This is a genomic window from Arcicella aquatica, assembly GCF_034928825.1.
Classification (GTDB): domain Bacteria; phylum Bacteroidota; class Bacteroidia; order Cytophagales; family Spirosomataceae; genus Arcicella; species Arcicella aquatica.
This window is the reverse complement of record NZ_JAYFUL010000016.1, coordinates 1-23,090: the sequence shown is the minus strand read 5'-3', so window position 1 is coordinate 23,090 and position 23,090 is coordinate 1. Positions and strand designations below refer to the sequence as shown.

Annotated in this window: 17 protein-coding genes; 12 read left to right on the top strand and 5 right to left on the bottom strand. The window is 35.9% G+C overall.

From position 1 onward, the window contains the following. Positions 1-5: 5 nt before the first annotated feature. Complete coding sequence (locus VB264_RS11265) at positions 6-2,309, top strand: GH92 family glycosyl hydrolase (RefSeq protein WP_323249404.1); 2,304 nt, start codon at positions 6-8, stop codon at positions 2,307-2,309. Between the two features lie 197 nt (positions 2,310-2,506). Beyond that, complete coding sequence (locus VB264_RS11260) at positions 2,507-3,793, top strand: GH36-type glycosyl hydrolase domain-containing protein (protein WP_323249402.1); 1,287 nt, start codon at positions 2,507-2,509, stop codon at positions 3,791-3,793. Between the two features lie 115 nt (positions 3,794-3,908). On the opposite strand, the gene VB264_RS11255 is transcribed toward VB264_RS11260, so the two are convergent. The 3 genes from VB264_RS11255 to VB264_RS11245 form a co-directional block, all read right to left on the bottom strand. Beyond that, positions 3,909-6,071, bottom strand: a complete 2,163-nt coding sequence (locus VB264_RS11255) for an alpha-galactosidase (RefSeq protein WP_323249400.1) — start codon at positions 6,069-6,071, stop codon at positions 3,909-3,911. 93 nt (positions 6,072-6,164) lie between these two features. Continuing rightward, entirely contained in the window at positions 6,165-6,986 is an 822-nt protein-coding gene (locus VB264_RS11250) for an SGNH/GDSL hydrolase family protein (RefSeq protein ID WP_323249398.1), read from the bottom strand. 137 nt (positions 6,987-7,123) lie between these two features. Then, positions 7,124-8,116: a metallophosphoesterase family protein gene (locus VB264_RS11245; RefSeq protein ID WP_323249396.1), complete on the bottom strand. Its 993-nt coding sequence runs from the start codon at positions 8,114-8,116 to the stop codon at positions 7,124-7,126. A 1,617-nt stretch (positions 8,117-9,733) separates the two neighbouring features. On the opposite strand from VB264_RS11245, the gene VB264_RS11240 reads away from it, so the two are divergent. From VB264_RS11240 to VB264_RS11195, 10 genes are all read left to right on the top strand, one after another. After that, positions 9,734-10,423 (top strand): hydrolase, encoded by a 690-nt coding sequence (locus tag VB264_RS11240; RefSeq protein ID WP_323249394.1) that lies wholly within the window; start codon positions 9,734-9,736, stop codon positions 10,421-10,423. A gap of 84 nt (positions 10,424-10,507) precedes the next feature. Further along, on the top strand, positions 10,508-12,283 hold the full coding sequence (locus VB264_RS11235; RefSeq protein WP_323249392.1) for an amidohydrolase: 1,776 nt from the start codon (positions 10,508-10,510) through the stop codon (positions 12,281-12,283). Between the two features lie 2 nt (positions 12,284-12,285). Continuing rightward, complete coding sequence (locus VB264_RS11230; protein WP_323249390.1) at positions 12,286-13,659, top strand: alginate export family protein; 1,374 nt, start codon at positions 12,286-12,288, stop codon at positions 13,657-13,659. A 41-nt stretch (positions 13,660-13,700) separates the two neighbouring features. Further along, positions 13,701-14,639: a ring-cleaving dioxygenase gene (locus VB264_RS11225; RefSeq protein WP_323249388.1), complete on the top strand. Its 939-nt coding sequence runs from the start codon at positions 13,701-13,703 to the stop codon at positions 14,637-14,639. Between the two features lie 39 nt (positions 14,640-14,678). After that, positions 14,679-15,122 (top strand): DMT family transporter, encoded by a 444-nt coding sequence (locus tag VB264_RS11220; RefSeq protein WP_323249386.1) that lies wholly within the window; start codon positions 14,679-14,681, stop codon positions 15,120-15,122. 92 nt (positions 15,123-15,214) lie between these two features. Next, positions 15,215-16,036, top strand: a complete 822-nt coding sequence (locus VB264_RS11215) for an alpha/beta fold hydrolase (RefSeq protein WP_323249384.1) — start codon at positions 15,215-15,217, stop codon at positions 16,034-16,036. A gap of 104 nt (positions 16,037-16,140) precedes the next feature. Then, positions 16,141-16,614 (top strand): Dps family protein, encoded by a 474-nt coding sequence (locus tag VB264_RS11210; RefSeq protein ID WP_323249382.1) that lies wholly within the window; start codon positions 16,141-16,143, stop codon positions 16,612-16,614. 168 nt (positions 16,615-16,782) lie between these two features. Next, the gene (locus tag VB264_RS11205; protein ID WP_323249380.1) at positions 16,783-17,472 is read left to right on the top strand and encodes a YoaK family protein; all 690 of its coding nucleotides are present in this window, start codon (positions 16,783-16,785) and stop codon (positions 17,470-17,472) included. Between the two features lie 5 nt (positions 17,473-17,477). Next, on the top strand, positions 17,478-19,763 hold the full coding sequence (locus tag VB264_RS11200; protein ID WP_323249377.1) for a tetratricopeptide repeat-containing sensor histidine kinase: 2,286 nt from the start codon (positions 17,478-17,480) through the stop codon (positions 19,761-19,763). 12 nt (positions 19,764-19,775) lie between these two features. After that, positions 19,776-21,149, top strand: coding sequence for a sigma-54-dependent transcriptional regulator (locus VB264_RS11195; protein ID WP_323249375.1), 1,374 nt, complete (start codon positions 19,776-19,778; stop codon positions 21,147-21,149). A 47-nt stretch (positions 21,150-21,196) separates the two neighbouring features. On the opposite strand, the gene VB264_RS11190 is transcribed toward VB264_RS11195, so the two are convergent. Beyond that, positions 21,197-22,726 carry a sigma-54 interaction domain-containing protein gene (locus VB264_RS11190; protein WP_323249374.1) on the bottom strand — a complete coding sequence of 510 codons (1,530 nt, stop codon included), beginning with the start codon at positions 22,724-22,726 and terminating at the stop codon, positions 21,197-21,199. Positions 22,727-22,857: 131 nt separating this feature from the next. After that, positions 22,858-23,090 (bottom strand): integrase core domain-containing protein (locus tag VB264_RS11185; protein ID WP_323249372.1); only part of this gene is annotated, 233 nt, incomplete at its 5' end.

The following is a 23,090-nucleotide window of genomic DNA, read 5'->3' as shown; positions in this document are numbered from 1 at the left end:
TAATTATGAAAAAAATAGGCATTTTACTTATAGCTCTTTTATATCTTAATTCGTCATTGGCACAAACTTCTCCTATTGACGAAGTAGAACCTCGTATTGGTACGGCACATTGTCGCTGGTTTCACTTTGCTCCCGGAGCTTTACCTTTTGGAATGGCCAAACCAGGTCCTTCAACCAATGGACATTTGGGTAACAAAGACGGCTGGGAAGCTACAGGCTACGATTATCGTGATAATTCTATTGAAGGATTTCCCAATTTTCATGAGTTTCAGTTAGGCGGAATTGTTTTTATGCCTACCACAGGTAAACTTGTTACTACACCAGCCACAGCATCAAATAGTTTAGCAGGTTATCGGTCGACTTTTGAGCGTAGCACCGAAATCGCAAAACCGGGCTATTACAGTGTTTTATTAAAAGATTACAAGGTAAAAGCTGAGGTAACCGCTACCAAGCGAGTTGCTTTTCATCGTTATACATTTCCTGCGACTGATGCCGCCAATATTTTGTTTGATATAGGCAACCAGCAAGGCGAAAGTGGGCGTGTGAAAGAAGCCAAAGTATATATGACGGAGGATGGGCGTATTGAAGGATACGTAGTTACTTTGCCCGAATATATCCAAAAATATCAACATGGTGCCGATGCCAGAATGTACTTTTCGGCAGTATTGAATAAAAAGCCTACAACTGTCGGGGTATTTAGAGGAAATGAGATTTTTCCGAATAAAACTTCAATTGAAGGTATTGGTTCTGGATTATACTTGCGATTTTCAACCAATGACCAAGAAGCTATCACGATTAAAGCTGGTTTATCCTATACTTCAATTGAAAATGCTCGCTTGAATCTCCGTGAAGAAGCCCAAAACCTTGACTTTGATCAAGCTCATCAGCAAGCTACCTTAGTTTGGAATGACTATTTAGGTAGAATTAACATTGAAGGAGGTTTGGTCAAAGACCGACAAAAATTCTATACAGGTCTTTATCATGCTCTTTTGGGAAGGGGTTTAGCAAGCGATGTCAATGGAGCTTATCCTAAAAATGATGGTAGTATCGGACAAATTGCCTTGGATGCTCAAGGCAAGCCCCAACATCAGCATTATAATACAGATGCCATTTGGGGAGCTTTCTGGAACTTGACTCAATTGTGGGCATTAGCGTACCCTGAATATTATTCCGATTATATCAAAAGTCAACTTTTGGTTTATTCAGATGCAGGTTGGCTTGGCGATGGTATTGCTTCCAGTAAATACGTGTCGGGAGTAGGTACAAATTTCGTTGGGCTAATCATTGCAGGAGCTTATATGTATGGTATCCGAGACTTTGACATAGAAAAAGGATATGCCGCAAGTCTCAAAAATGAGCTGGCGTATCAAAATAGACCTTTGGGTGCAGGAAAAGACGATGTAGAACGATTTGTAAAATATGGCTATGTTGATCATATCGACGTAGATTCGCTCAATCGTGAACCCAGTTTTTCGGGTTCTCATACGCTTGAGTATTCTTTTAGTACTTATGCCGTGGCACAATGGGCAAAGGCATTGGGTAAAAAGCAAGATTACCAACAGCTCATTGGTTTGTCGAAAGGATGGGAAAAGATATTTGACCCAAAAACTAAATTGGTACGTCCTAAACTGAAAAATGGAAAGTTTATTGATAATTTCAATCCCGGTCAGCCTTGGCGTGGGTTTCAGGAAGGAAATGCTTGGCAATATACTTTTTATGTGCCTCATCAACCAGATGCTTTAGTGTCTAAAATAGGGAAAACCTTATTTGCCAGTAGATTAGATAGTATTTTTAGTATTTCTCAAAAATCAATTTTCGGAGGTGGACAAACCATTGATGCCTTTGCAGGTTTGCAAGGACTTTATAATCATGGTAATCAGCCTTGTTTGCATATTCCTTGGTTATTTAATTATACTCATAAACCTGAACTTACTCAAAAATGGGTACGAGCCATTTGTAACGAGTTTTATGGTAACGAGGGAATTCATGGCTACGGATATGGTCAGGACGAAGACCAAGGGCAGTTGGGTGCGTGGTACGTGTTGGGTGCAATGGGATTATTTGATGTACAAGGTGGTGCATCCGAAAAACCTACAATGCAGCTTTCTACTCCAATTTTTGACAAAATCACGATTCGACTCAACCAACAGTATTATCAAGGCAAAACCTTCAGTATTGTAACGAAAAACAATCAGCCAGATAAAATTTATATCAAACAGGTAAAGTACAATGGAAAACTTTTAAAACATCCTTCTTTACTGTTTGAAGAAATTACCAAAGGCGGGGTACTTGAATATTCTGTTTTTTAACTTAGAAGCTGTTTAAACTTTTCCTTTCGAGTTAAACTAAGTCTTTTAGAATAGCTTGTTCCAAAATTTACTCAACGTAGCGATGCTATGCTTCGAAAATTTTGAAAAAATCAATTCAAAAATACAATACTTTCACCTCAGAAAGGAAAAGCTTAAACAGCTTCTTATCCAATTTTCAAATTTTTATAATATATTTTATGCAAAAGCTCCTTTTTATAGTAGTCTTACAGTTTTGTATGCTGTCAGTTTCTGCTCAACAAACCAAAGTATCATCTACTTTACTGACTCAAATCAAGCAGAATAAATATTTCCCTGAAGTAAAGTCCAAGGCTTTGGCTGTTATGAAAACAGGATTTAATGCTGGCGATGGTTATCGTGAGGTATGGATTCGAGATTACAATACTTTTATCGAACTCGCAGCAGCGGTTTATGACAAAGAAGTATTGAAAGAAAACCTTTTAGTTTTCTTTAGAATGCAAGGCGACGATGGTAATATTATCGACGGTTTTACTCCTGCCGAAAAAATTACCAAAGGCGAAACAGATTTTTCGTATTCAAAATTAGAGCCTCGCTATGCAGGTCATAAAAATTCTGTTGAAACAGACCAAGAAACCTCGCTGGTACAAGCCGTTTATAAGTACATTCAATTAACAGGGGATAAGTCTATTTTACAAGAAAAAATTGGCAACAAAACCGTTTTACAGCGATTGGAATGGTCGATGGATTTTCTTTTGAAAAAAAGATTTAATAAAAAATACGGTCTAATTATCGGAGCAACTACCGCCGATTGGGGTGATGTACAGCCCGAAGCTGGATGGGGTGTAGATTTGGACAACAATACACATTATGCCATTGATATTTATGACAATGCCATGTTTGTAATCGCACTCAACAACATCATTCAGTTGAATCCTACTAAGGCTGCTCAGTGGAAAAAAATAAAAGATGGTATTGCTCAAAATTGCAGAAAGCACCTTTGGGATAGTAAAACACAAAAATTCATTCCGCATATTTATTTGAATGGCTCGCCCTTCCCTGCTGATTTTAACGAAAATAACATTTACTATTTCGGAGGAACAGCCATTGCAATAGAAGCAGGTTTATTAAGTAAGGCCGAAATCAAAACATCATTGAATGAAATGATTAGTCGAGTAAAGCAGGCTGGAGCTCCTTCTATTGGACTTACATTGTATCCACCATACCCTGCGGGATTTTTCATCAACAAAATTATGAATCCTGAATATAGTTATCAAAATGGCGGCGATTGGACATGGTTTGGCGGACGAATGATTCAGCAGTTAATCAAATATGGTTTTGTCCAAGAAGCTTATGAACAAGTACAACCCATGTTGAAACGAGTAATTGATAACAAAGGATTTTATGAATGGTATTCGGTTGATAATAAACCTCGTGGTTCGGGTACGTTCCGAGGTGAAGCAGGTGTATTGTATGTCGCCATCGAACAGTTTGAGAAGATAAAGTAAGATATCGCAATATCCATAAAAAGTATGCAAATCCAAGAAAGATAAGTAATTATAAACTTGTTCAATTTGGATTTGCCTTTTTTTGGTTTATTTGATTTCTACAGTCTCATCGTTTTTATTCTATCACCAACCAAGTATAGCCCTCGGCTGGGATTTTCACTTTTACCAGTATGCTATAATCACGATTGAGCGTATAGGTTTTGGCAACACCTTCTTTTTCTCGAACACGAGCCTGTTTGCTTAGTCCTGTGTAATATAAAGGCAAAGTAATGGTTCTTTCGATGGTTTCGGTAGTGGGGTTATAGAGCATAGCCAAGCCCTTTTGAGCTAAATTTGGCGCTACGTGTATAAGTCCATCCCAATCCCGTCCATCAGCACGACGCAACTGAATCATATCGGCATTCAAAACATCCCGATATTTTTTGTACCAATTAATACTTTTTTGAACTACCGCTTTTGTAATATCGGTATCATACAATTGCGGCCCACGATAGCAAGCTTGAACACCTGCACCATAATAAATCATCATTAATTGCTCATAATCAGGCAAATGCTGGCTAAGTGGTTCGAGAATCGCATCAGCACCACCGCCTTGATATTGGGTAAGGGGTACAAAGCCCCAGCTCATCGAACCCGTTTTTTCTTGTGTTCCATCATGGATATTCTGACGATTTAGGATTCTTTGCTGTGAACGACTCAACGAGAAATTTACTTCACGATAACCCAATGCAATTTTGTGTGTGCCATCCAAAAAGTACCAATCAGGAGCATTGATATAAACACCACGTTCGTTAAGCCAATGATACAATTCCTTTTGGATATTCATTTGTTTCCATTGCGAATCTGCCAAACCTTCATGCCCAGGATGTGTTGTAGAAGCACAAACATCGCCAGGATATGGCCCATCATTTTCCCAAATATCAAAATGAGTTTCTTCAAAAAAACGCTTGATTTTGTCTCGATATGCCAAACCCCATTTACTCCCAAAACAAGGTGCATTTCCGAAAAAAGCGTGTCCCGTTTTGCCCGTTACTGGGTCAACTACATCGTTTTCATCATCAATTCTTCTGCTACTAAATAACGAGTATCCTCCTATTTGTATGCCCTTGCTATGAGCCTTTTCTGCAATTTTTTTCCATCTGTTCAGATTTTCTTCGCTCATATCTTCCATGTTGAGGTGACTACCAAAACTCAAAATCAAAGCTTCATAACCCGTTGCGGCACATTGGTCAATACATTTTAATACTTGTTCGTCATTTTTACTGACCAAGTGCATAAATATAGGATTCTGGGTAGTCCAAGGAGCAATTGTTCGATACATTTTCCGAATCATCAAACCCCTTCTTTGCCTGTCATAAGAATCCATCAGGAGTTCATGCGTGCGAACAGATTTCAAAGAACTACCTTGCATTATTTTGATATTGGCGACTTTTTCGGGGTATATTTCTACCAGACAAGGCGTATCGTAATTATAATTTACCTGAGAAGTATAAGTGCTATCTGCCAACCAATGAGTGGTTTGGTCGCTAATATCATAACGCATGGCATTATTGAAGGCGTAGTTTGTTTCCAAATAAATACCATGTTGTACTTTCATTTCTGAAACCTTCCCCACAACAGCACTTTCCTCTTCCACAAGCCCCAATATTTCATTTACTAAACCATCTACGGTAATTGTTGACGCACTATTATTGATTACTTCTATCCATTTTACTAGCAACGGAATACCGTCGTAGAGTTCATAATTCACTTGGATTTTGATGCCCGTTAAATTTTTATCTTGAGCAATAAAATTCAAAATAAGTCGCTTGCCTGTTGGTTGCTGGCGGTTGGCTGTCCAAGTCGAAGCCTTCCAATTGATAAAAGGTTCGATAGGCTTTATTTCGGCGGATTGATAGACGAAGTCGGTACTTCCTTTTTTGAAGTTTTTAAGCCATTCGGGTTTAAGATACGCATTTTCAGTTTGTCCATTCAATCCGCCAATATGATAGCTTTTGTGGTTTATTTTAACCCTACCTTCTGGCTTAATAGAACGAATAAGTTGTTGCTGACTAGAATGATTGAAATAGTCGTAACAGCCTATATTTTCACCAATAAAAAAACTCCGTCTTAAAAGACCATTGTCTAAAACTACCTGACTGTCAGTTATTTTAATAGAAGATTTTTCTAAGATTGGTTTGACCAACCAATCTTTTTGTGGACTAATATTTTGGGAAATACCCCAATGACTTAGAGCAATAGCAAAGACTAAATGGACGACTATACGAACCTTTTTCATATTTTGAAAATTGAGATTTATGCTATAATTTCTGATACAAGACTATTGTATAACTAGCCTTCTTTACTATAGTAATTATAGCATTTTTAATACTCATCTCAATATTTTCAATAACTTTTTTGCAATCAATCGATACCCTTCATCAGATGGATGTAGGCCGTCGTAGGTCATTGCCATCGCTTCAACAGGATAAGGGTTTTGGTCTTGTTCAGAACTGAAAGGAATATCTGTAAAAGCTGGATATGGATAGTCTTTATATTCGCCTGTTTGGAAATCTTTGACACGCTTAAAATGTACGAGTTTTTTATGACTTAGTTTTTTATCATGGTATAAATCAAGTATTTGGTATTTTTCTTTTCTAGAAATCACTTTTAAAGCTTCCGCAAATTGCTCCAGCATTTGTCCATTTTTTGCTTTATATGAGCCGTAAGCATTATTTTTAAAGTTGCCAAAATATACAAAATCTACTCGTTGCATTGGGGTAATTAATATTATCTGAGCCTCGGGATTGAGTGCTTTGAGATAATCTAAAATGATACGGAATGAACCGTAAAAGGTATTATAGCCAGTATTATTGTCAAAATCCTCAATTGTTCCAATGGGCTTTCCATGCCACCAGTCATTTGTACCCAAAAAAATCGTATAAATATCTGCTTTTACGATTCCTAATGAGGCTATTTTTTCAGCAATTTGGCAGGCAGTCCAACCGTTATGCCCTTGGTTGACAAAACTCAGGTCGGGACGTTGTTGCGTTACTAGCGTCATATAGCCCGTAGTAATACGATTACCTGCATGTTCAGGGTGGTCGTTTAAATAAGTAATGGAGTCTCCTATAGCAACCCATTGCTTTTTTTCTGGAGTAAAAGCAAAAAGCATTACCAAGGCCAACATCAACAATGTAAATCTTAAATTCATGGTTTATTGTCGTGAAAATGTAACTGTAGCTGATAGATTTATTTTTTCAGCTACAGGTTTTTAAATAAAGAAGCTGTTTAATAATATCTAGCAAAGGACATGTACATAATTTATATGTTTGACCTTTATGAAAAGTATTATCTTCTTTTTAGGGATATTTTTCTATCAGATATTTGGGGCGTAATAGGATAGTCAAATTTTGTTGTTAGACCTAGCTCGGTTGGTGATGGTCCTACAAACTCGGTTTTCTTTCCATAAATACTTAGCGTATTATCTGATGAAATTTCTACATAAGCCCAAATAGGATCTTTGTATGGTACAGTATATTTTATCATCGGATGACTTTTGTCCACCTCAGAGCCATAGCGTGAATATTTGTACTGATCACCTAGCCATTGATATGACATACTATTAATTTGTATATAATGGATGTCATTAATTTTATTATAATAATCTAAGTGATGATGTCCCGAAAAAACTGCTTGTACTTTGGTAAAACCTGCCTTTGTATTGGCTTGTTCTAATACCAATCGGCACTGTGTCCCGTTATAAATTCCTCCATTATCGTTATCAAGTCCTTGATGACAAAAGAGTATTGTTGGCAAATTGGTATTGTTTAAATCGTTTTCTAACCATTTCAATTGTTCCTCGCCGATATAACGAGCATAACCAGCAGGACGATTAGGGGACGAATCTTTTTCGTTTCCATCTAAAACAACAAAATGAAATCCTTTACAGTCGTAGGAATAGTAGCGAGCCTTCGCATTCCAGTATTGAACTACTTGTTCCTGTGTAAATCCACCGTCGGTATCATGATTACCTAACACATGGTATTTATCGCCTTGATATTTATTCCAAATTGCCAAAAAATCCTGATTATAATCGTATGGACGACAGAAGTCTCCCAATTGAATAATAAAATCAAGATTTTTACCTGAAGCTTCGTCGATAAAAGCCTTTAATCGAGTGTCGGCATCGTGCATTACGTCTTTATGGACATCAGTACAAATTCCAAATTTTACATAATTCTTTTTCAGCAATGCTGCATCTCTTGCTAATAATTGACAGGGTAGCGTAGCAGAAACGCTTCCTAAACTCAGTATTTTGATAAAATTTCTTCTATTCTCCATTGTTTAATAACTAAACATTACTTTAAAACAAGTGACCTATATTTTACTCCATTCTTTTCATTAAAAATCATTTGTAAGAGTGTGTGTCAATTATTTTCAAACGTATAATTTTCTAGTCAAAATAATTGCACTGTAGATGAAAAATACATTTATTTGATGAAATCGCTTTTTTGAAATATCTAGGAGAATGAGAAAGATTGAAACCCAACAACAGACCTCATATTTCTGGCTTATCGAATCAAGATTAACAATCACAAAGACAAGTTTTTGTGCTATCATCTTAAAATAGATTGAATACGACTCCCTAATTAGTTCTATTGTTTTTTGTTAAAACATATTAAATTAAGGTCTAATTTAGGGAGTCATCATTCAATACAATTCAACCATTTCATTTGATTTTACCCAAACAATTCTAATTTTTCACCAAACCCATTACTATGAGTAAATCTTAATAGATTTTGGAGCAAATATATATACAAGTTTAATAAAATTAAAATAATGTTTAATATATATTAACAATTATTCCAAATTTAACTAATTGTCTTTAATAATAGTTACTTTGTTGAATACAATAGCTTTATACATACATTCTGCATATCTTTTTTTTGTTGATAATTGAAGTAAGAGATATTGAGATATGTTTAAAAAACATAATTATTACATTTGAATTAGTAACAATATGGTTTTCTATGTCATATATCATTCTGAGAAAATAATGGATTTCTAGGAATTGAGCTTAATAAGCGATTGGGACATTATTGTCGTTGGTGTAAGGAAGGTATTTGGAAAAAATGTTGGATAGAACTTTCGAAAAAATATAAGTCTTCTTTCGACCTTTCAATGGTGAACTTAGATGGAAGTCAGTTTGAGGTAATCACAATGATTTATTTAACATTAAGCAGACTTTTGAAGAACTCACTACGATGCTGGAGGATGCTACTATTTCAGTTGATGAACTATTTATGAATGCCGACACAGGGCGGTTCGCCGAGCGATTTGACACAGCGATTTCAAGTTGGATGGGATTTAACTTTATCGCTTTTATTATCTTGGCAATTAAGAAAATTAAGATGACGTCTGTATATCTTTGTATTAGTAAATATAAAAATACGAAATATCGTATTTTTATATTTTGACAAAAAACAGTAACTACCTGTATTACAGCATTTTAAAAAAATGGCACATCTTTTGGTTGAATACAAATAAATAAAGATAAAAACTATTTATATGATGAATCAACCTAATGTTAAGTACCGAAATGGTAGTTCGTTTTTCCCTTGTTATATCGATAAGCTATAGTTAAAATAAGTAATTTTCTTTCTTGTTCTAGTTCAATGGAAAGCAAAAATTGAAGTACTAGTTTTGAATCATCAAACGAGATAAATCAAAATTATGAACGAACAAAATAAGTAATTTTCTTTCTTGTTCTAGTTCAATGGAAAGTAAAAATTGAAGTACTAATTTTGAATCGTTAAGTTAATAATCACAAATTTTTTAATCCTTTAAAATCGGATATAACATTACTTCTTCAAACAAGAGGGCTGCTGTTTACGTCCAATTTTTTCAAAAAATCAATTTTCAAAACACATACAAATAATTTTAAACTAAACAAAAATCATGAAAAAGACTATTCTTTCTCTCGCATTCGCTGTAGCATCATTTATTGGATTCGCTCAAAAACCTTCTCCAATGTTGCTTAACCCAACCAACCACGCTTTAGTATTAATCGACCATGAATCACAAATGGGATTTGCGACAAAAAGCATTGAAATGACTGATTTACGTAACAATACAGCCATCGTAGCAGGTGCTTCTAAAATCTTTAAAGTACCAACAGTTGTAACTACAGTCGCTGAAAAATCATTTAGCGGCCCAGTTTTTCCAGAAGTTTCAGAATTTTATCCAGCAGCTACTTCTAATTATATCGACCGCACAACCATGAATACTTGGGAAGATGTAAACGCACACAAAGCGATTGTAGATAAAGGCAAGAAAAAAATCGTTTTAGCAGGCTTGTGGACTAGCGTTTGTATTGTAGGTCCAGCGTTGTCTGCCATCAGTGAAGGATATGACGTATATGTAATAACGGACGCAAGTGGAGACGTTTCAAAAGAAGCTCATGAACAAGCCGTAACTCGTATGGTTCAAGCAGGAGCACACCCAATTACTGCTATCCAATACTTATTAGAATTGCAACGTGACTGGGCTCGTAGCGAAACTTACGTACCAGTAACTAACCTTGTGAAAAAATACGGTGGTGCTTACGGTATCGGTATCCAATACGCTCACGAAATGTTGAAACACTAAGATTACCCAAAGACTTTAGGCTATCGAATAGTCTAAAGTCTTTCTTCCAAAATTCTTTCCTCAATACCCTTTCTTCTTACGAATATGAAAACTTTATCCTCCCTCGCATTTTTATTTTTTGCATTGATTGGCAATGTCGTCGCTCAACAAAAAGCAGATATGATTATCATCAACGGAAAAGTAAATACACTCGACGACACACATCAAAAAGCTGAAGCTGTGGCAATACTTGGCAATAAAATCTTGGCTGTAGGTACCAATAAAGAGATTTTGAAATTGAAAAATGCCAAAACAAAATTGGTAGATGCTCAACAAAAAACCATTGTGCCAGGTTTGTTCGATAGCCATTTGCACGTGATTCGTGGGGGTCGTTTTTACAATACAGAATTGCGTTGGGATGGTGTAAAAAGTCTTAAAAGTGCCTTGGAAATGTTGAAAGAACAAGCCCAAAGAACACCAGAGGGACAATGGGTAAGAGTAGTCGGTGGCTGGAATGAATACCAATTTGAAGAAAAACGCCTTCCCACTATCCAAGAAATCAACGATGCCACTGGCAATACGCCTACTTTTATTTTGTACTTATATGGCAAAGCATGGCTGAATCAGGCAGGTATCAAAAAACTCAATATTACTGGCGAAACTGCGAATCCTATCGCAGGATTAATCGAAAAAGATACTAACGGAAATCCAACGGGCTTGTTGGTAGCCGAACCTAATGCCTTTATTTTATATTCTACATTAGCAAAACTTCCAGAATTAAACAACGAAGAAAAAATCAATTCTACGCTACAATATATGACCGAACTCAACCGCTTGGGAGTAACGGCTGTGATGGATGCAGGAGGTGGATTTCAGAATTTTCCTGATGATTATAACATTACTGACTCGCTCAACAAAGCAGGCAAAATTACTGTCAGACTTCCCTATTATCTTTTTGCTCAGAAAAAAGGTACAGAGCTAAAAGATTATACTCGCTGGACAGGTACGGTTGATCTTGAGCATCAGCATGGAAATAGTATCAACGAAATAGATTATCATGTAGAAGGTGGTGGCGAAAACTTGGTGGCAGATGCTGCAGATTTTGAAAACTTCCTTTTCCCTCGCCCAGAATTGCCAAATTCGATGGAAAGTTCTTTGAAACCCGTTTTACAATTATTGGTGAAAAATCGATGGCCGTTCCGTTTACACGCCACTTACAACGAAAGTATTTCAAGAGATTTAGCGGTGATTGAAGAAGTAAACAAAGCAACGCCATTGAATGGTTTAGTTTGGTTTTTTGACCATGCTGAAACCATCAGTGAAGAAAATATGCAACGTATCAAGGCTTTAGGCGGTGGTATTGCTGTACAACACCGCATGGCTTATCAGGGAGAAAGTTTTATTCGTCGCTATGGAAAAAATGCCGCTTTGGCAAGCCCGCCCGTAAAAAGAATGCTTGAGTTGGGTATTCCAGTGGGTTTGGGTACAGATGGTACTCGTGTGGCTTCGTACAATCCGTGGGGTTCGCTGTATTGGATTACTTCAGGAAAAACCATTGGCGGAACACAAGTAATGGCAAAAGAAAATACTTTGGATAGAAACACTGCATTGAAATTGATTACTGCGGGTGGTTATAGTCTTATCAAAGAACAAAATAAAGGTAAAATTCAAGCTGGATATTTTGCCGATTTGATTGTTTTAAGCGACGATTATTTTGAAGTAACCGAAGAGAAAATTAAAGATATTACTTCCGAATTGACCATTGTTGACGGTAAAGTAGTATTTGGTACAGGTACTTTCCAAAGCGTAGCTCCGCAAGCTTTACCAGTAATTCCAAGTTGGAGTCCAGTGAAATATTATGGTGGTTTTCAAACCAAATAAATATGAAAAAGCTGTTGTGGCTAATGGGTATTTTAAGTTGGAATACCTTAGCATTTGCCCAAAACAATCCAGTTTTCAAAATGTTGAGATTCGATGAGAATTGGACTTCGCTTAAAAGAGATACAAGTAACAATTGGTATAATCATTTGAAATATAGCTCAATAGGGAATTCAAACAAAAGCTATATTTCAGTTGGTGGCGAAATGAGGTATCAGTACTTCGCCATCAAAAACGAAGATTGGGGCGATACGCCAGTCGATAACGATGGTTATGTGCTGACACGCTATTTGGCTCATATCGACTATCACATTAACCCGACTTTCAGAGCGTTTTTTCAGTTGCAAAGTAGCCTTGCCAATAGCCGGATTAATCCAAGTCCCGTAGAAGAAAACACCTTGGATATTCACCAAGCTTTTGCAGATGCTTTTTTATGGCAACAAAAAGACAAATCTCTTTTGTTTCGGATTGGTCGCCAAGAAATGACTTATGGCTCACAAAGACTAATAGCTGTACGAGAAGCCCCCAATAACCGTTTGGCTTTTGATGGACTGAAATTAATTTTCCAACAAAGAAATCTCAAATCTGATGTCTTTTATACGCATCCAATTGCCAATAAAACAGGCATTTTTGACGATACTTTTAATAAGAATACTCAGCTTTGGGGCTTTTATTCGGTCATTAATCATGCTCCTTTTTTGAATAATATCGACTTATATTATTTAGGAATTCGCAAAAAACAAGCTGCTTACGACGCTGGCAAAGGTGAAGAAATCAGGCATTCGATAGGCACTAGAATCTGGAAAAATAAAGGCGATTGGCAGTATGATTTTGAAGGTGTTTTTCAGTTTGGCACATTTGGACAGCAACAAATTTCAGCTTGGACACTCTCGTCAAATACAACTTATCTGTTTAGCCAATTGGCATTGAAACCTAAATTGGGCTTGAAAACAGAAGCCATTTCGGGCGATAAAAATTTGAGTGATAATCGTTTACAAACCTTTAATCCGCTTTATCCCAAAGGAGCATATTTTGGATTAGCCGCTTTGATTGGTCCTGCCAATTTATTCGATATTCACCCATCTATTGATTTGGAATTGAACGAACGATTAGAGTTTGGTATCGACTACGATATTTTCTGGCGACTCAGCCGGAAAGATGGAATTTATGCCCCTAATATGTCGCTGATTTATTCAGGAAAAAATACCAACGACCAGTTTATAGGAACACAATTATCGGCAGAATTTAATTACCAGCTCAATCCATTTCTATTCTTTAGGCTCGAAGGCACTTGGTTTGAAACAGGCGACTATCTGAATGAAGTAAGTACTGGAAAAGATATTTTTTTTACAGCTTTTACCACACAATTGAAATTTTAAAACAAACAAAATAATTCAACCCTCATAAAAATCATCAAACCATGGAAGATAGCATTTTAGGCATTCACCACATTACGGCCATTGCTGGCGATGCCAAACGTAATTTTGATTTTTATACCCAAGTATTAGGGCTAAGATTTATCAAGAAAACCGTCAATTTCGACGACCCTTATACCTATCATTTTTATTTCGGAGATGAGTTTGGTAATGCAGGCACTATCCTTACTTTTTTTCCTTGGGGCAAAAGTGTTGGAAGAGGCTTGAGAGGGGCAGGCATTGCTACTGAAATAGGCTATTCTGTACCAAAAGGTAGCCTTGATTTTTGGAAGGAGCGTTTTGAAAAACACGGAGTAATTTACAATAAACCAACCGTAAAATTTGGAGAAAAGTACCTAACATTCATCGACCCTGACGGCTTAAAACTTCAATTAATTGAAACCGAAAAGCCTGATAATCGCATCGCTTGGGAAACCGACGAAATCAAGCAAGCTGTAGCCCTGAAAGGTTTTCATAGTGTAACACTTACGCTGAATGAACAAGCCCCCACAGCCCAAATATTAACAGAAATATTTGGCTATGAACTCATTCAAAAAGATGGAGTAAGCTACCGTTATGCAACAAACGCCATTGATACCGCTGCAATTATTGATATTGTAGAGTACCCTGAAGAACCTCGTGGTTGGGTAGCGGGTGGGATTGTACATCATGTGGCATTCAGAGTAAAAAATGATGAAGTATTGATGCAATTCAGAGAGAAAATCAAAAATATGGGCTTGGATATTACGCATCAAATTGATAGAAATTATTTCCACTCTTTGTATTTCAGAGAACCTGGCGGAATACTATTTGAAATTGCCACCGAAAATCCAGGTTTTACAGTAGATGAGCCTTTGGCAGAATTGGGTAAAAATCTAAAATTACCTATTCAATATGAATCAGATCGTAAGGAAATCGAGCGACAACTAGCAGTACTTGATTAACAAACAATGGAATAAATCTAACCAAAAATACAAGCAATCATGACTAAGTTTTTATGGATTTTTCTTGTAGTCTTAGCAGGCTCTTTACTGCCAATCCAAGCGGGACTCAATACCAAAATGGGTAAAGCCATTGAAAGCCCTGTATGGGCATCGCTTATTTCATTTGCCGTTGGCACGATTGTTATGTTAATCTATGCAGGTGTTACTAAACAAGGTTTTAGTATCTCCGAATTACGAAACGTTCCAGCACATACTTGGCTTGCAGGTGCATTAGGTGCATTTTATGTAACTACCATTGTTTTGGCATTTCCTCGTTTAGGACCAGCACTTACTTTTGGATTAGTGGTTGCAGGACAACTATTTATCTCACTAATACTTGATCATTTTAATATCCTAGTACAAGCTCAACATAACATCAACATTTTTAGAATTATCGGAATGCTTTTAATAATTGCTGGTGTTGTGATTATCCGTTCGTTTTAAACAGTTTCAAAATCATACGTGTAATACCAGAATATTACTTGTTAACAATTTTTATAACACAATTTATTATTTACAATTAAACCTTCAAAAACATGAGCAAGATTACAGTAAAAGACGGAACCGAAATCTATTACAAAGACTGGGGAACAGGGCAACCACTTTTTTTCCATCATGGCTGGCCATTATCAAGTGATGATTGGGATGCACAAATGATGTTTTTCGTCAATCAAGGATTTAGAGTAATTGCCCACGACCGCCGTGGACATGGTAGATCTACTCAAACTGCTATTGGACATGATATGGATACTTATGCGGCTGATGTGGCAGAACTTACAGAAGCACTTGATTTAAGAAATGCCGTACATATTGGGCACTCTACTGGAGGGGGTGAAGTAATTCGTTATGTAGCAAAACATGGAAAAGGAAGAGTAGCAAAAGCTATTTTGATTAGTGCGGTAACACCTATTATGGTTCAAACAGAAAGTAATCCAGAAGGTATTCCGATGTCGGTATTTGAAGAGATTCGTGAAGGTACTGCCACCAAACGCCCACAATATTTTCAGGATTTTACGATTCCTTTTTTTGGTTATAACCGTGAAGGAGCGAAGGTTTCACAAGGAATTAGAGATAACTGGTGGCGTCAGGGAATGATGGGCGGAATAATTGCTCATTATAATTGCGTTAAGGTATTTTCGGAAACAGATTTTACCGAAGATCTTAAAGCTGTAGATTTACCAGTACTTGTTTTACATGGTGAAGACGATCAAATTGTTCCATTTGAGCTTACCGCAGTAAAAGCCGTGAAGTTATTAAAAAATGGTACATTGATTTCATATCCTGGTTTTCCTCATGGAATGCCAACAACAGAAGCAGCTACCATCAATGCAGATATTTTAGCATTTGTTAAAGCGTAAACGGTATAATAGACTTTAATCAATAGACATTTCTTGCATAAACGTCTATTGATTAAAGTTACATTGCTAGTTAATCAAATTATAACCAAGAAACTTATCAGACAATGAATAAAGGAATAGGAATCACAGAAAGTTCTAGCGCAGAGATTGCACTAGAACTTTCAAAAATTTTGGCCGATGAATTTGTACTTTATACTAAAACCAGAAATGCCCACTGGAATGTAGAAGGAGCAGATTTTTATGCCATTCATAAGTTTTTTGAAAACCAATACGAGCAATTAGACGAAGCCATGGATGATGTGGCCGAAAGAATCCGTGCGATTGGACATTATGCACCCGCAACCCTCAAAATATACTTACAACTTACGCATCTCAGTGAAGAGTCTCGTGAGGATAACGACAGTGCGGGCTATATCAAAGAGCTTTTGGCCGACCATCAAACGTTGATTATTCATCTACGAGAAAATATCAACAAGTTTGCTACAGAATACCACGATTTGGGAACAAGCGACTTTATTACAGGCTTGATGGAAACACACGAAAAAATGGCTTGGATGTTACGAGCACATTTAAAATAAGTACTGAAGCTGTTTAAACTTTCCTTTTCGGGTTAAACTAAGTCTTTTAGCATAGCTTGTTCCAAAATTTACTCAACGTAGCGATGCTATGCTTCGAAAATTTTGAAAAAATCAATCCAAAAATACAATACTTTCACCTAAGAAACGGACAGTTTAAACAGCTTCACTATGAAAGAACCAAAATCCTATATTGGTTTATTAACCTTTTTATTGGCAAGTGTTGCAGGATACTGCGATACAGTAACGTTTGTGTCGGGAAAATCCATTTTTTCGGCACACGTTACAGGTAATTTCATTGTTTTTGCAGCACAAGCAATTTCCGAGAATCATACTTCTTCATGGCTTCAACTTACAACTTTTCCAGTGTTTGTTACGGCTGTGATGGCAGGCGGTTGGCTAAGTGGCCAAGTCTTCAATCGGTATATACTATTGCTTGTTGAAAGTGTCTTATTGCTCTTGGCTGCTTTCGCTACTTGTATTTTACCAACGTGGTACAACCTAAACAGTGTTAATGGTATCTATCTTATTGTAATGATAGTGGTATTTGCTTTGGGATTACAAAATGCTTTTGGTAAATTGTATAGCCAAGAAACACATGGTCCAACGACCATGATGACAGGAAATGTAACACAAGTAGCATTAGATTTGTGGAATCTATTTCGTAGTGGATTTACCATAGAGGCAAGCTTGAAAGAAAGTATTCAAAAACAATTCTTTACCATAGGAGGTTTTTTGTTGGGATGCCTTCTTGGAGCACTGTTAGCCAATCTTATTGCATTAAAAGCCCTTTTCCTACCCAGTTTAGCTCTATTGATATGTAGTGCTTTTTTACTCAGTACTACCAAAAACAATATATAAGAAATATGGAAAAAAATGTACCCTTGCTATATAAGCAAACTTTGCTAGTAGCTTTTGTAAGCTATATTGTATTGTGTATTTGCAGCCCCCAAAATAGCTTTGGTAAACAGAAAGAAGAAATTCAGACTATTCGGGAGGGGTTAAAAAATGTGCCAGAGAATAGTACCCAAAAAGTTAACTTTTTGATTGAATACGGACGTTATTGTTTAGAGAAAACAGGTGAGCTAAAAGTCGATTTAGATAGTGCCTTTGCTTTTCAGCAACAAGCTTTGGCTTTGGGTAAGCAACTTTCGTATATCAGTGGTGTTGCCGATGCTATGATTCTTGAAGGGAAAATCTACTCGGAAATGGGTCTTCAAAACAAAGCTATTGTTCAGCTTAAACGGGCTTTTCTTTATGCTCAAAAGCACAAGCTATATGCCCAGCAAGGTGACTTTTTTATCAATTTCACCCAGTTTCACAACAATGAACTCAGTGGAATAGCCACCAAAATTGGCTATTATATCAAGGCTATTCAATTATATCATAAAGCCAATGCTCAAGAAGACGAAGCTACTTCTCGGAAAATGTTGGGCGACTATTACAGCATTCAGGGTAAATCAAATGAAGCCATTGAACAGCTAAATTTGTCCTTGAAAATTTATCAACAAATTCATTTTAAAGACTTGCAAGGCGTATATAATATTATGTCAGGGGTATATATGCAGATGGGTAATTACGAATTATCTATCAAGTATGGCCTAATGGCAGCAAGAGTAGCCGAATCGCTTGGTGACGAAAGCTTACAGCTAAGTTCGATATATAATAAATTAGGACTCAATTTCTATTACCTCCAACAATACAAAAAGTCTCTGGAGTACTGGCAAAAGGCTGCGGCTATTGCTGAAAAATACAATGATGCTGATTATCAGAGAACTATACTTTCCAATATTGTAACGTCATACTTGAAATTGAAACAATATAAAGCCGCTTTATCTCAATTAGCCTTTATAGAAAAGAAATATCCACCTAATGATTTTTATACAAAAGGAAGAATTCCATACCTGTATATAATGATTTACTTAAATTTGAAACAGTACGAGAAAGCAAAACCTTATTATCAAAAAGTACTGATACTCAATCGTTCAGAACCTAAAGAAAATATCCACCAAATGTATATCAATCATGCCGTGATACGCTATCTTTTAGAAACAAAACAGCCACTAAAAGCTTATTCTTTTTTGATTGACCAAGAAAAACTCTCACAAGGTATTAGAAACAATAAAATGCTTTATGAAAATTACCTTTTTTGGTTCAAGGCGGATTCGGCTACTGGTAATCTTCCCGAAGCTATCAAACATTATAAATTATACAAGTCATATTCAGATTCCGTACTTAATGCAGATAAAACTAAACAAATTTCCAACTTACAAATCCAATTTGATACAGAACAAAAAGACAAGAATATTCTATTATTAACCCAAAAAAGTGAACTACAAAACGCCACAATCCGCAACGATAGAATCATCAAAATCATTTCTATTAGTGGGACTTTTGTATTAATTATACTACTTTTATTGGGTTACAATCGTTATCAACTCAAGAAAAAAACGAATATACAACTAGAGCAACAACAACTAGCAATCAACCAACAAAACGAGCTACTGAAAAGGTTATTGACTGAAAAAGAGTGGCTAATTCGGGAAATTCATCACCGTGTAAAAAACAACTTACAAATTGTTATTAGCTTATTAAATACACAATCCGCACATTTACACAATCAAGATGCCCTTGAAGCCATTCAGAATAGTCAGCATCGTATGCACGCTATTTCATTGATTCATCAAAAACTATATCAAACAGAAAACCTAGCGACAATCGATATGGAGTGGTATATTAGGGAATTGGTGTCTTATATTAGAGAAAGTTTTGATATAGATAAAAGACTAAGCTTTGATTTAATGACAGATTCTATCGTTTTAGACGTTAGTCAAGCCGTACCAGTCGGGTTAATTCTAAATGAAGCCATCAGCAATGCGGTGAAATATGCTTTTCCAAAGGGAAAGGGGGAAGTAAAAATAATACTGAAAAGAGAGTCTAAAACATCATGTAAATTAAGTATTTCAGATAATGGTTTAGGTTTACCAACAGGTTTTGATGTTGAGGAAAGTGATTCATTGGGAATGAGTTTAATGAAAGGATTAAGTGAGCAATTAGAAGGAACTTTTGAAGTCAAAAATCAAAAAGGTTTAACCCTTACTGTTATTTTTCCAATCAAATCTGAATTAGAACATTCAGGTATTAATATATAATATTCTTAGCTAATGTTAAAGAAAGATAAAATCCTGATTATTGAAGATGAATTTATTGTTGCTTATGATTTGAAAATGATGCTCACAAAAAGTGGTTATTTGGTTGCGGGTATCGCTTCAACCGTAGAACGTGCCCGTCAGTTAATAGAACAAAAAAAGCCTGATTGGGTTTTGTTGGATATTATTCTAAAAGGTGATGAAACTGGGATTGATTTAGCACATGAGCTTTTACAAAAAAAGATTCCTTTTTTATTTATTTCTGCCAATACAAATCATACTATCCTTGAAGCCGCCAAAGCCACACAACCTTATGGTTTTTTGGTAAAACCATTCCGAGAAAGAGATTTATTTGTCATGTTAGATATTGCCAGATACCGTTATGGTATTGAAATGGGGCATATTCATCAAAATGCAAATGAACCTGAAACGTCAAATATAAGCATTGACGGTATCATTGGTAAAAGTCTTGCTTTATTGAATTCATTAGAGAAAATAAAAATTGTAGCACCAACCAATACTTCCGTCATTATTTTAGGAGAAAGTGGAACGGGAAAAGAACGAGTTGCTCAAGCAATTCATCAATTTTCTGCTAGAAAAGATAACCCTTTAGTAACCATTAATTGTGCGGCATTACCTATAAATCTGATTGAATCTGAACTCTTCGGCCACGAGAAAGGAGCTTTTACTGGAGCCAATCAAAAACGTATCGGAAAATTTGAACAAGCTAATGGCGGGACAATTTTTCTGGACGAAATAGGCGAATTGCCTTTAGAGTCACAAGTAAAGTTACTTCGTGTTTTACAAGAAAAGGAAATAGAAAGAATTGGAAGCGACACCACCATGAAAGTAGATGTACGTATTATTGCTGCGACCAACCGGAATCTGGAAGAAGAAGTTTCGGAAGGGCGTTTCCGATTGGATTTATATTATCGTCTGAATGTGTTTCCTATACAGTTGCCTACATTACGAGAACGCAGAGAAGATATACCATTATTAGTAAATTATTTTCTTCATAAATTCTCAAATAGTACAGGGAAGAAAAATACGAGAATTAGTGAATCTGCCTTGCAAAAACTTCAAGAATATGATTGGCCTGGTAATATCCGTGAATTGGAACATTTAATAGAACGAAATGTCCTTTTGGCATCTAATCAGGAAATAATGGATATACATTTGCCAAATATCAGTAAAAAACAAGTTGTAAGAGTTCCTGAACAATTTATAAATACGATGGAAGAAGTGGAGTGTGAACACATTTTAAAAGTGCTTAATGCTTGTCAAGGTAGAATAACAGGAGTAGGAGGGGCTGCTGAAATACTAGGTATGTCTACACAAACATTGTATGCTAAAATCAAGAAATTAGGTATTAAAACAGGGTATAAGTAAGCGTTTTTAATTGTGTGCGATGTGTTTAAAATGCTGATTTACTACCGCTAATTTATTGTTACAAAATGTTCTTTTTTAATGCCTAGTTTTTTCATTTTAGAAATAAGGGTAGTTGGTGGAAGATTGAGCCTAACAGCTGCACCGTTTTGTCCAAAGATTCTACCATTACATAATTTCAATACTTTTAAAATATAATCATGTTCTACGGTGGCTAAAGTCTTTATTTCAAATTCAACATTATTTTGCAGTGGAATTTCTGCAAAATTTATTTGTTTGATTATGTCGCCAGTAGTGAGTAAAATACTTCTTTCAATAAGGTGTTCAAGCTCACGAATATTCCCAATCCAAGGATGTAAAAGTAATTTTTCGAGGACTTTATTTGAAATACCTTTAATCTTTTTACCAACTTTAGGAGCATATTTTTCAATAAAATGAGCTACGAGTAAAGGAATATCTTCTTTGCGTTCTCGCAATGGAGGAAGTGTAATCGGAAAAACATTCAGACGATAATATAAATCCAATCGGAAACGCCCTTCCGAAACTTCTTCTTCCAGATTCCGGTTGGTCGCAGCAATGATGCGTACATCCACTTTTATCGTGCGTTGTCCCCCAATCCGCTCAATTTCTTTTTCTTGTAAGACTCTTAATAGTTTTACTTGAAGTTCAATGGGTAATTCTCCAATTTCGTCTAAAAAGAGCGTACTCTCATGGGCTAATTCAAACTTCCCTATTCGTTTTTGATTGGCTCCAGTAAAAGCCCCTTTCTCATGTCCAAATAGCTCGCTTTCAAGTAATGAAGCTGGTATTGCAGCACAATTTACTTTAATTAATTCTCTGTTTGTTCGAAGAGAAGTATCATGAATTGCTTTTGCAACCAGCTCTTTACCAGTACCTGATTCTCCCAATAATAACACAGTAGCATCTGAAAGAGCCACTAAATTAATTAATTTATAAACTTCTTTAATTGTTGGAGAAACTCCTATTAAATTTGAGAAAGGTGATACTTGATTGATTTTATTACTTGATTGAATTTGTGTTAAATGATGTTCCTTGTTGATTATGAAGTAAACTCTTGGAATAATAATATGACTAATAATACTCAATAACTGGCGATGATATTCAGAAAAAACAGCTTGTTTTTTAGAATGAAGAGATAAATATCCTTTCATTCCAAATTCTTGTTGAAGCCCCAATATCATACTTTCAACAATGCCAGCTTCTTTCATTAATTCATTGTCTTTTAATAAGATAGGATTTTCACTAGAAAGTATTTTATCATCTAAAAATAAAAGATACTCATTTGTAAGGCTTTCTTGTAAATTTCCTAAAAAAACAAAATCGTTTTCTTGAGTATCTTGGAAGAATGATAAAACGTAAAAAAAATCACCAAATTTTTGATGAACAAACGCTTCAATAACACCTTCAAACTCAGAGATACTTTTCGCGTTGTTGATATTATTACATAAATGATGTAAGCTAGACAAAGTACTTGTTTCATATCCTAACTCTCCAAGAGATAATTTATTTTTATTATTCTCAATATTTACTTTAGGAGAAGAAGAGTGCTGTTTTCCCATGTTTGAGTGCTATAGATAAGATAATATTCAAATATAAATCTATTTGCTTTTAACTGGAAATGAATGATTCAATTACTGCAAAAATAAAGACGCTATATGATTCGTATGCGTCTAAAATAGCTTGACAGTTTCTAAAAAGCCTTTTCAGGTTGTTTTTTCACCACATTAGAAAACCTTATTTTTTTATAAGGATACCATCTTAATTTTTCAACACGCCCAGAATTGTGACATTGGGTGGGCGTTTCGTAGTCAAGCGAGGCATGAGGACGGTAATTATTGTAGGTCTCAATCACCTGCGGAATCGCCTTTAAAGCTGCCTCTTCCGATACAAAACCATTGCCTAAATTGAACTCTTCTTTTAGGG

Coding starts and splice junctions, on each gene's coding strand:
- VB264_RS11255 (WP_323249400.1), bottom strand. CDS start 6,071: ATGAAAAAGGTTCGTATAGTCGTCCATTTAGTCTTTGCTATTGCTCTA.
- VB264_RS11245 (WP_323249396.1), bottom strand. CDS start 8,116: ATGGAGAATAGAAGAAATTTTATCAAAATACTGAGTTTAGGAAGCGTT.
- VB264_RS11260 (WP_323249402.1), top strand. CDS start 2,507: ATGCAAAAGCTCCTTTTTATAGTAGTCTTACAGTTTTGTATGCTGTCA.
- VB264_RS11195 (WP_323249375.1), top strand. CDS start 19,776: ATGTTAAAGAAAGATAAAATCCTGATTATTGAAGATGAATTTATTGTT.
- VB264_RS11265 (WP_323249404.1), top strand. CDS start 6: ATGAAAAAAATAGGCATTTTACTTATAGCTCTTTTATATCTTAATTCG.
- VB264_RS11225 (WP_323249388.1), top strand. CDS start 13,701: ATGGAAGATAGCATTTTAGGCATTCACCACATTACGGCCATTGCTGGC.
- VB264_RS11240 (WP_323249394.1), top strand. CDS start 9,734: ATGAAAAAGACTATTCTTTCTCTCGCATTCGCTGTAGCATCATTTATT.
- VB264_RS11215 (WP_323249384.1), top strand. CDS start 15,215: ATGAGCAAGATTACAGTAAAAGACGGAACCGAAATCTATTACAAAGAC.
- VB264_RS11220 (WP_323249386.1), top strand. CDS start 14,679: ATGACTAAGTTTTTATGGATTTTTCTTGTAGTCTTAGCAGGCTCTTTA.
- VB264_RS11205 (WP_323249380.1), top strand. CDS start 16,783: ATGAAAGAACCAAAATCCTATATTGGTTTATTAACCTTTTTATTGGCA.
- VB264_RS11235 (WP_323249392.1), top strand. CDS start 10,508: ATGAAAACTTTATCCTCCCTCGCATTTTTATTTTTTGCATTGATTGGC.
- VB264_RS11210 (WP_323249382.1), top strand. CDS start 16,141: ATGAATAAAGGAATAGGAATCACAGAAAGTTCTAGCGCAGAGATTGCA.
- VB264_RS11250 (WP_323249398.1), bottom strand. CDS start 6,986: ATGAATTTAAGATTTACATTGTTGATGTTGGCCTTGGTAATGCTTTTT.
- VB264_RS11190 (WP_323249374.1), bottom strand. CDS start 22,726: ATGGGAAAACAGCACTCTTCTTCTCCTAAAGTAAATATTGAGAATAAT.
- VB264_RS11200 (WP_323249377.1), top strand. CDS start 17,478: ATGGAAAAAAATGTACCCTTGCTATATAAGCAAACTTTGCTAGTAGCT.
- VB264_RS11230 (WP_323249390.1), top strand. CDS start 12,286: ATGAAAAAGCTGTTGTGGCTAATGGGTATTTTAAGTTGGAATACCTTA.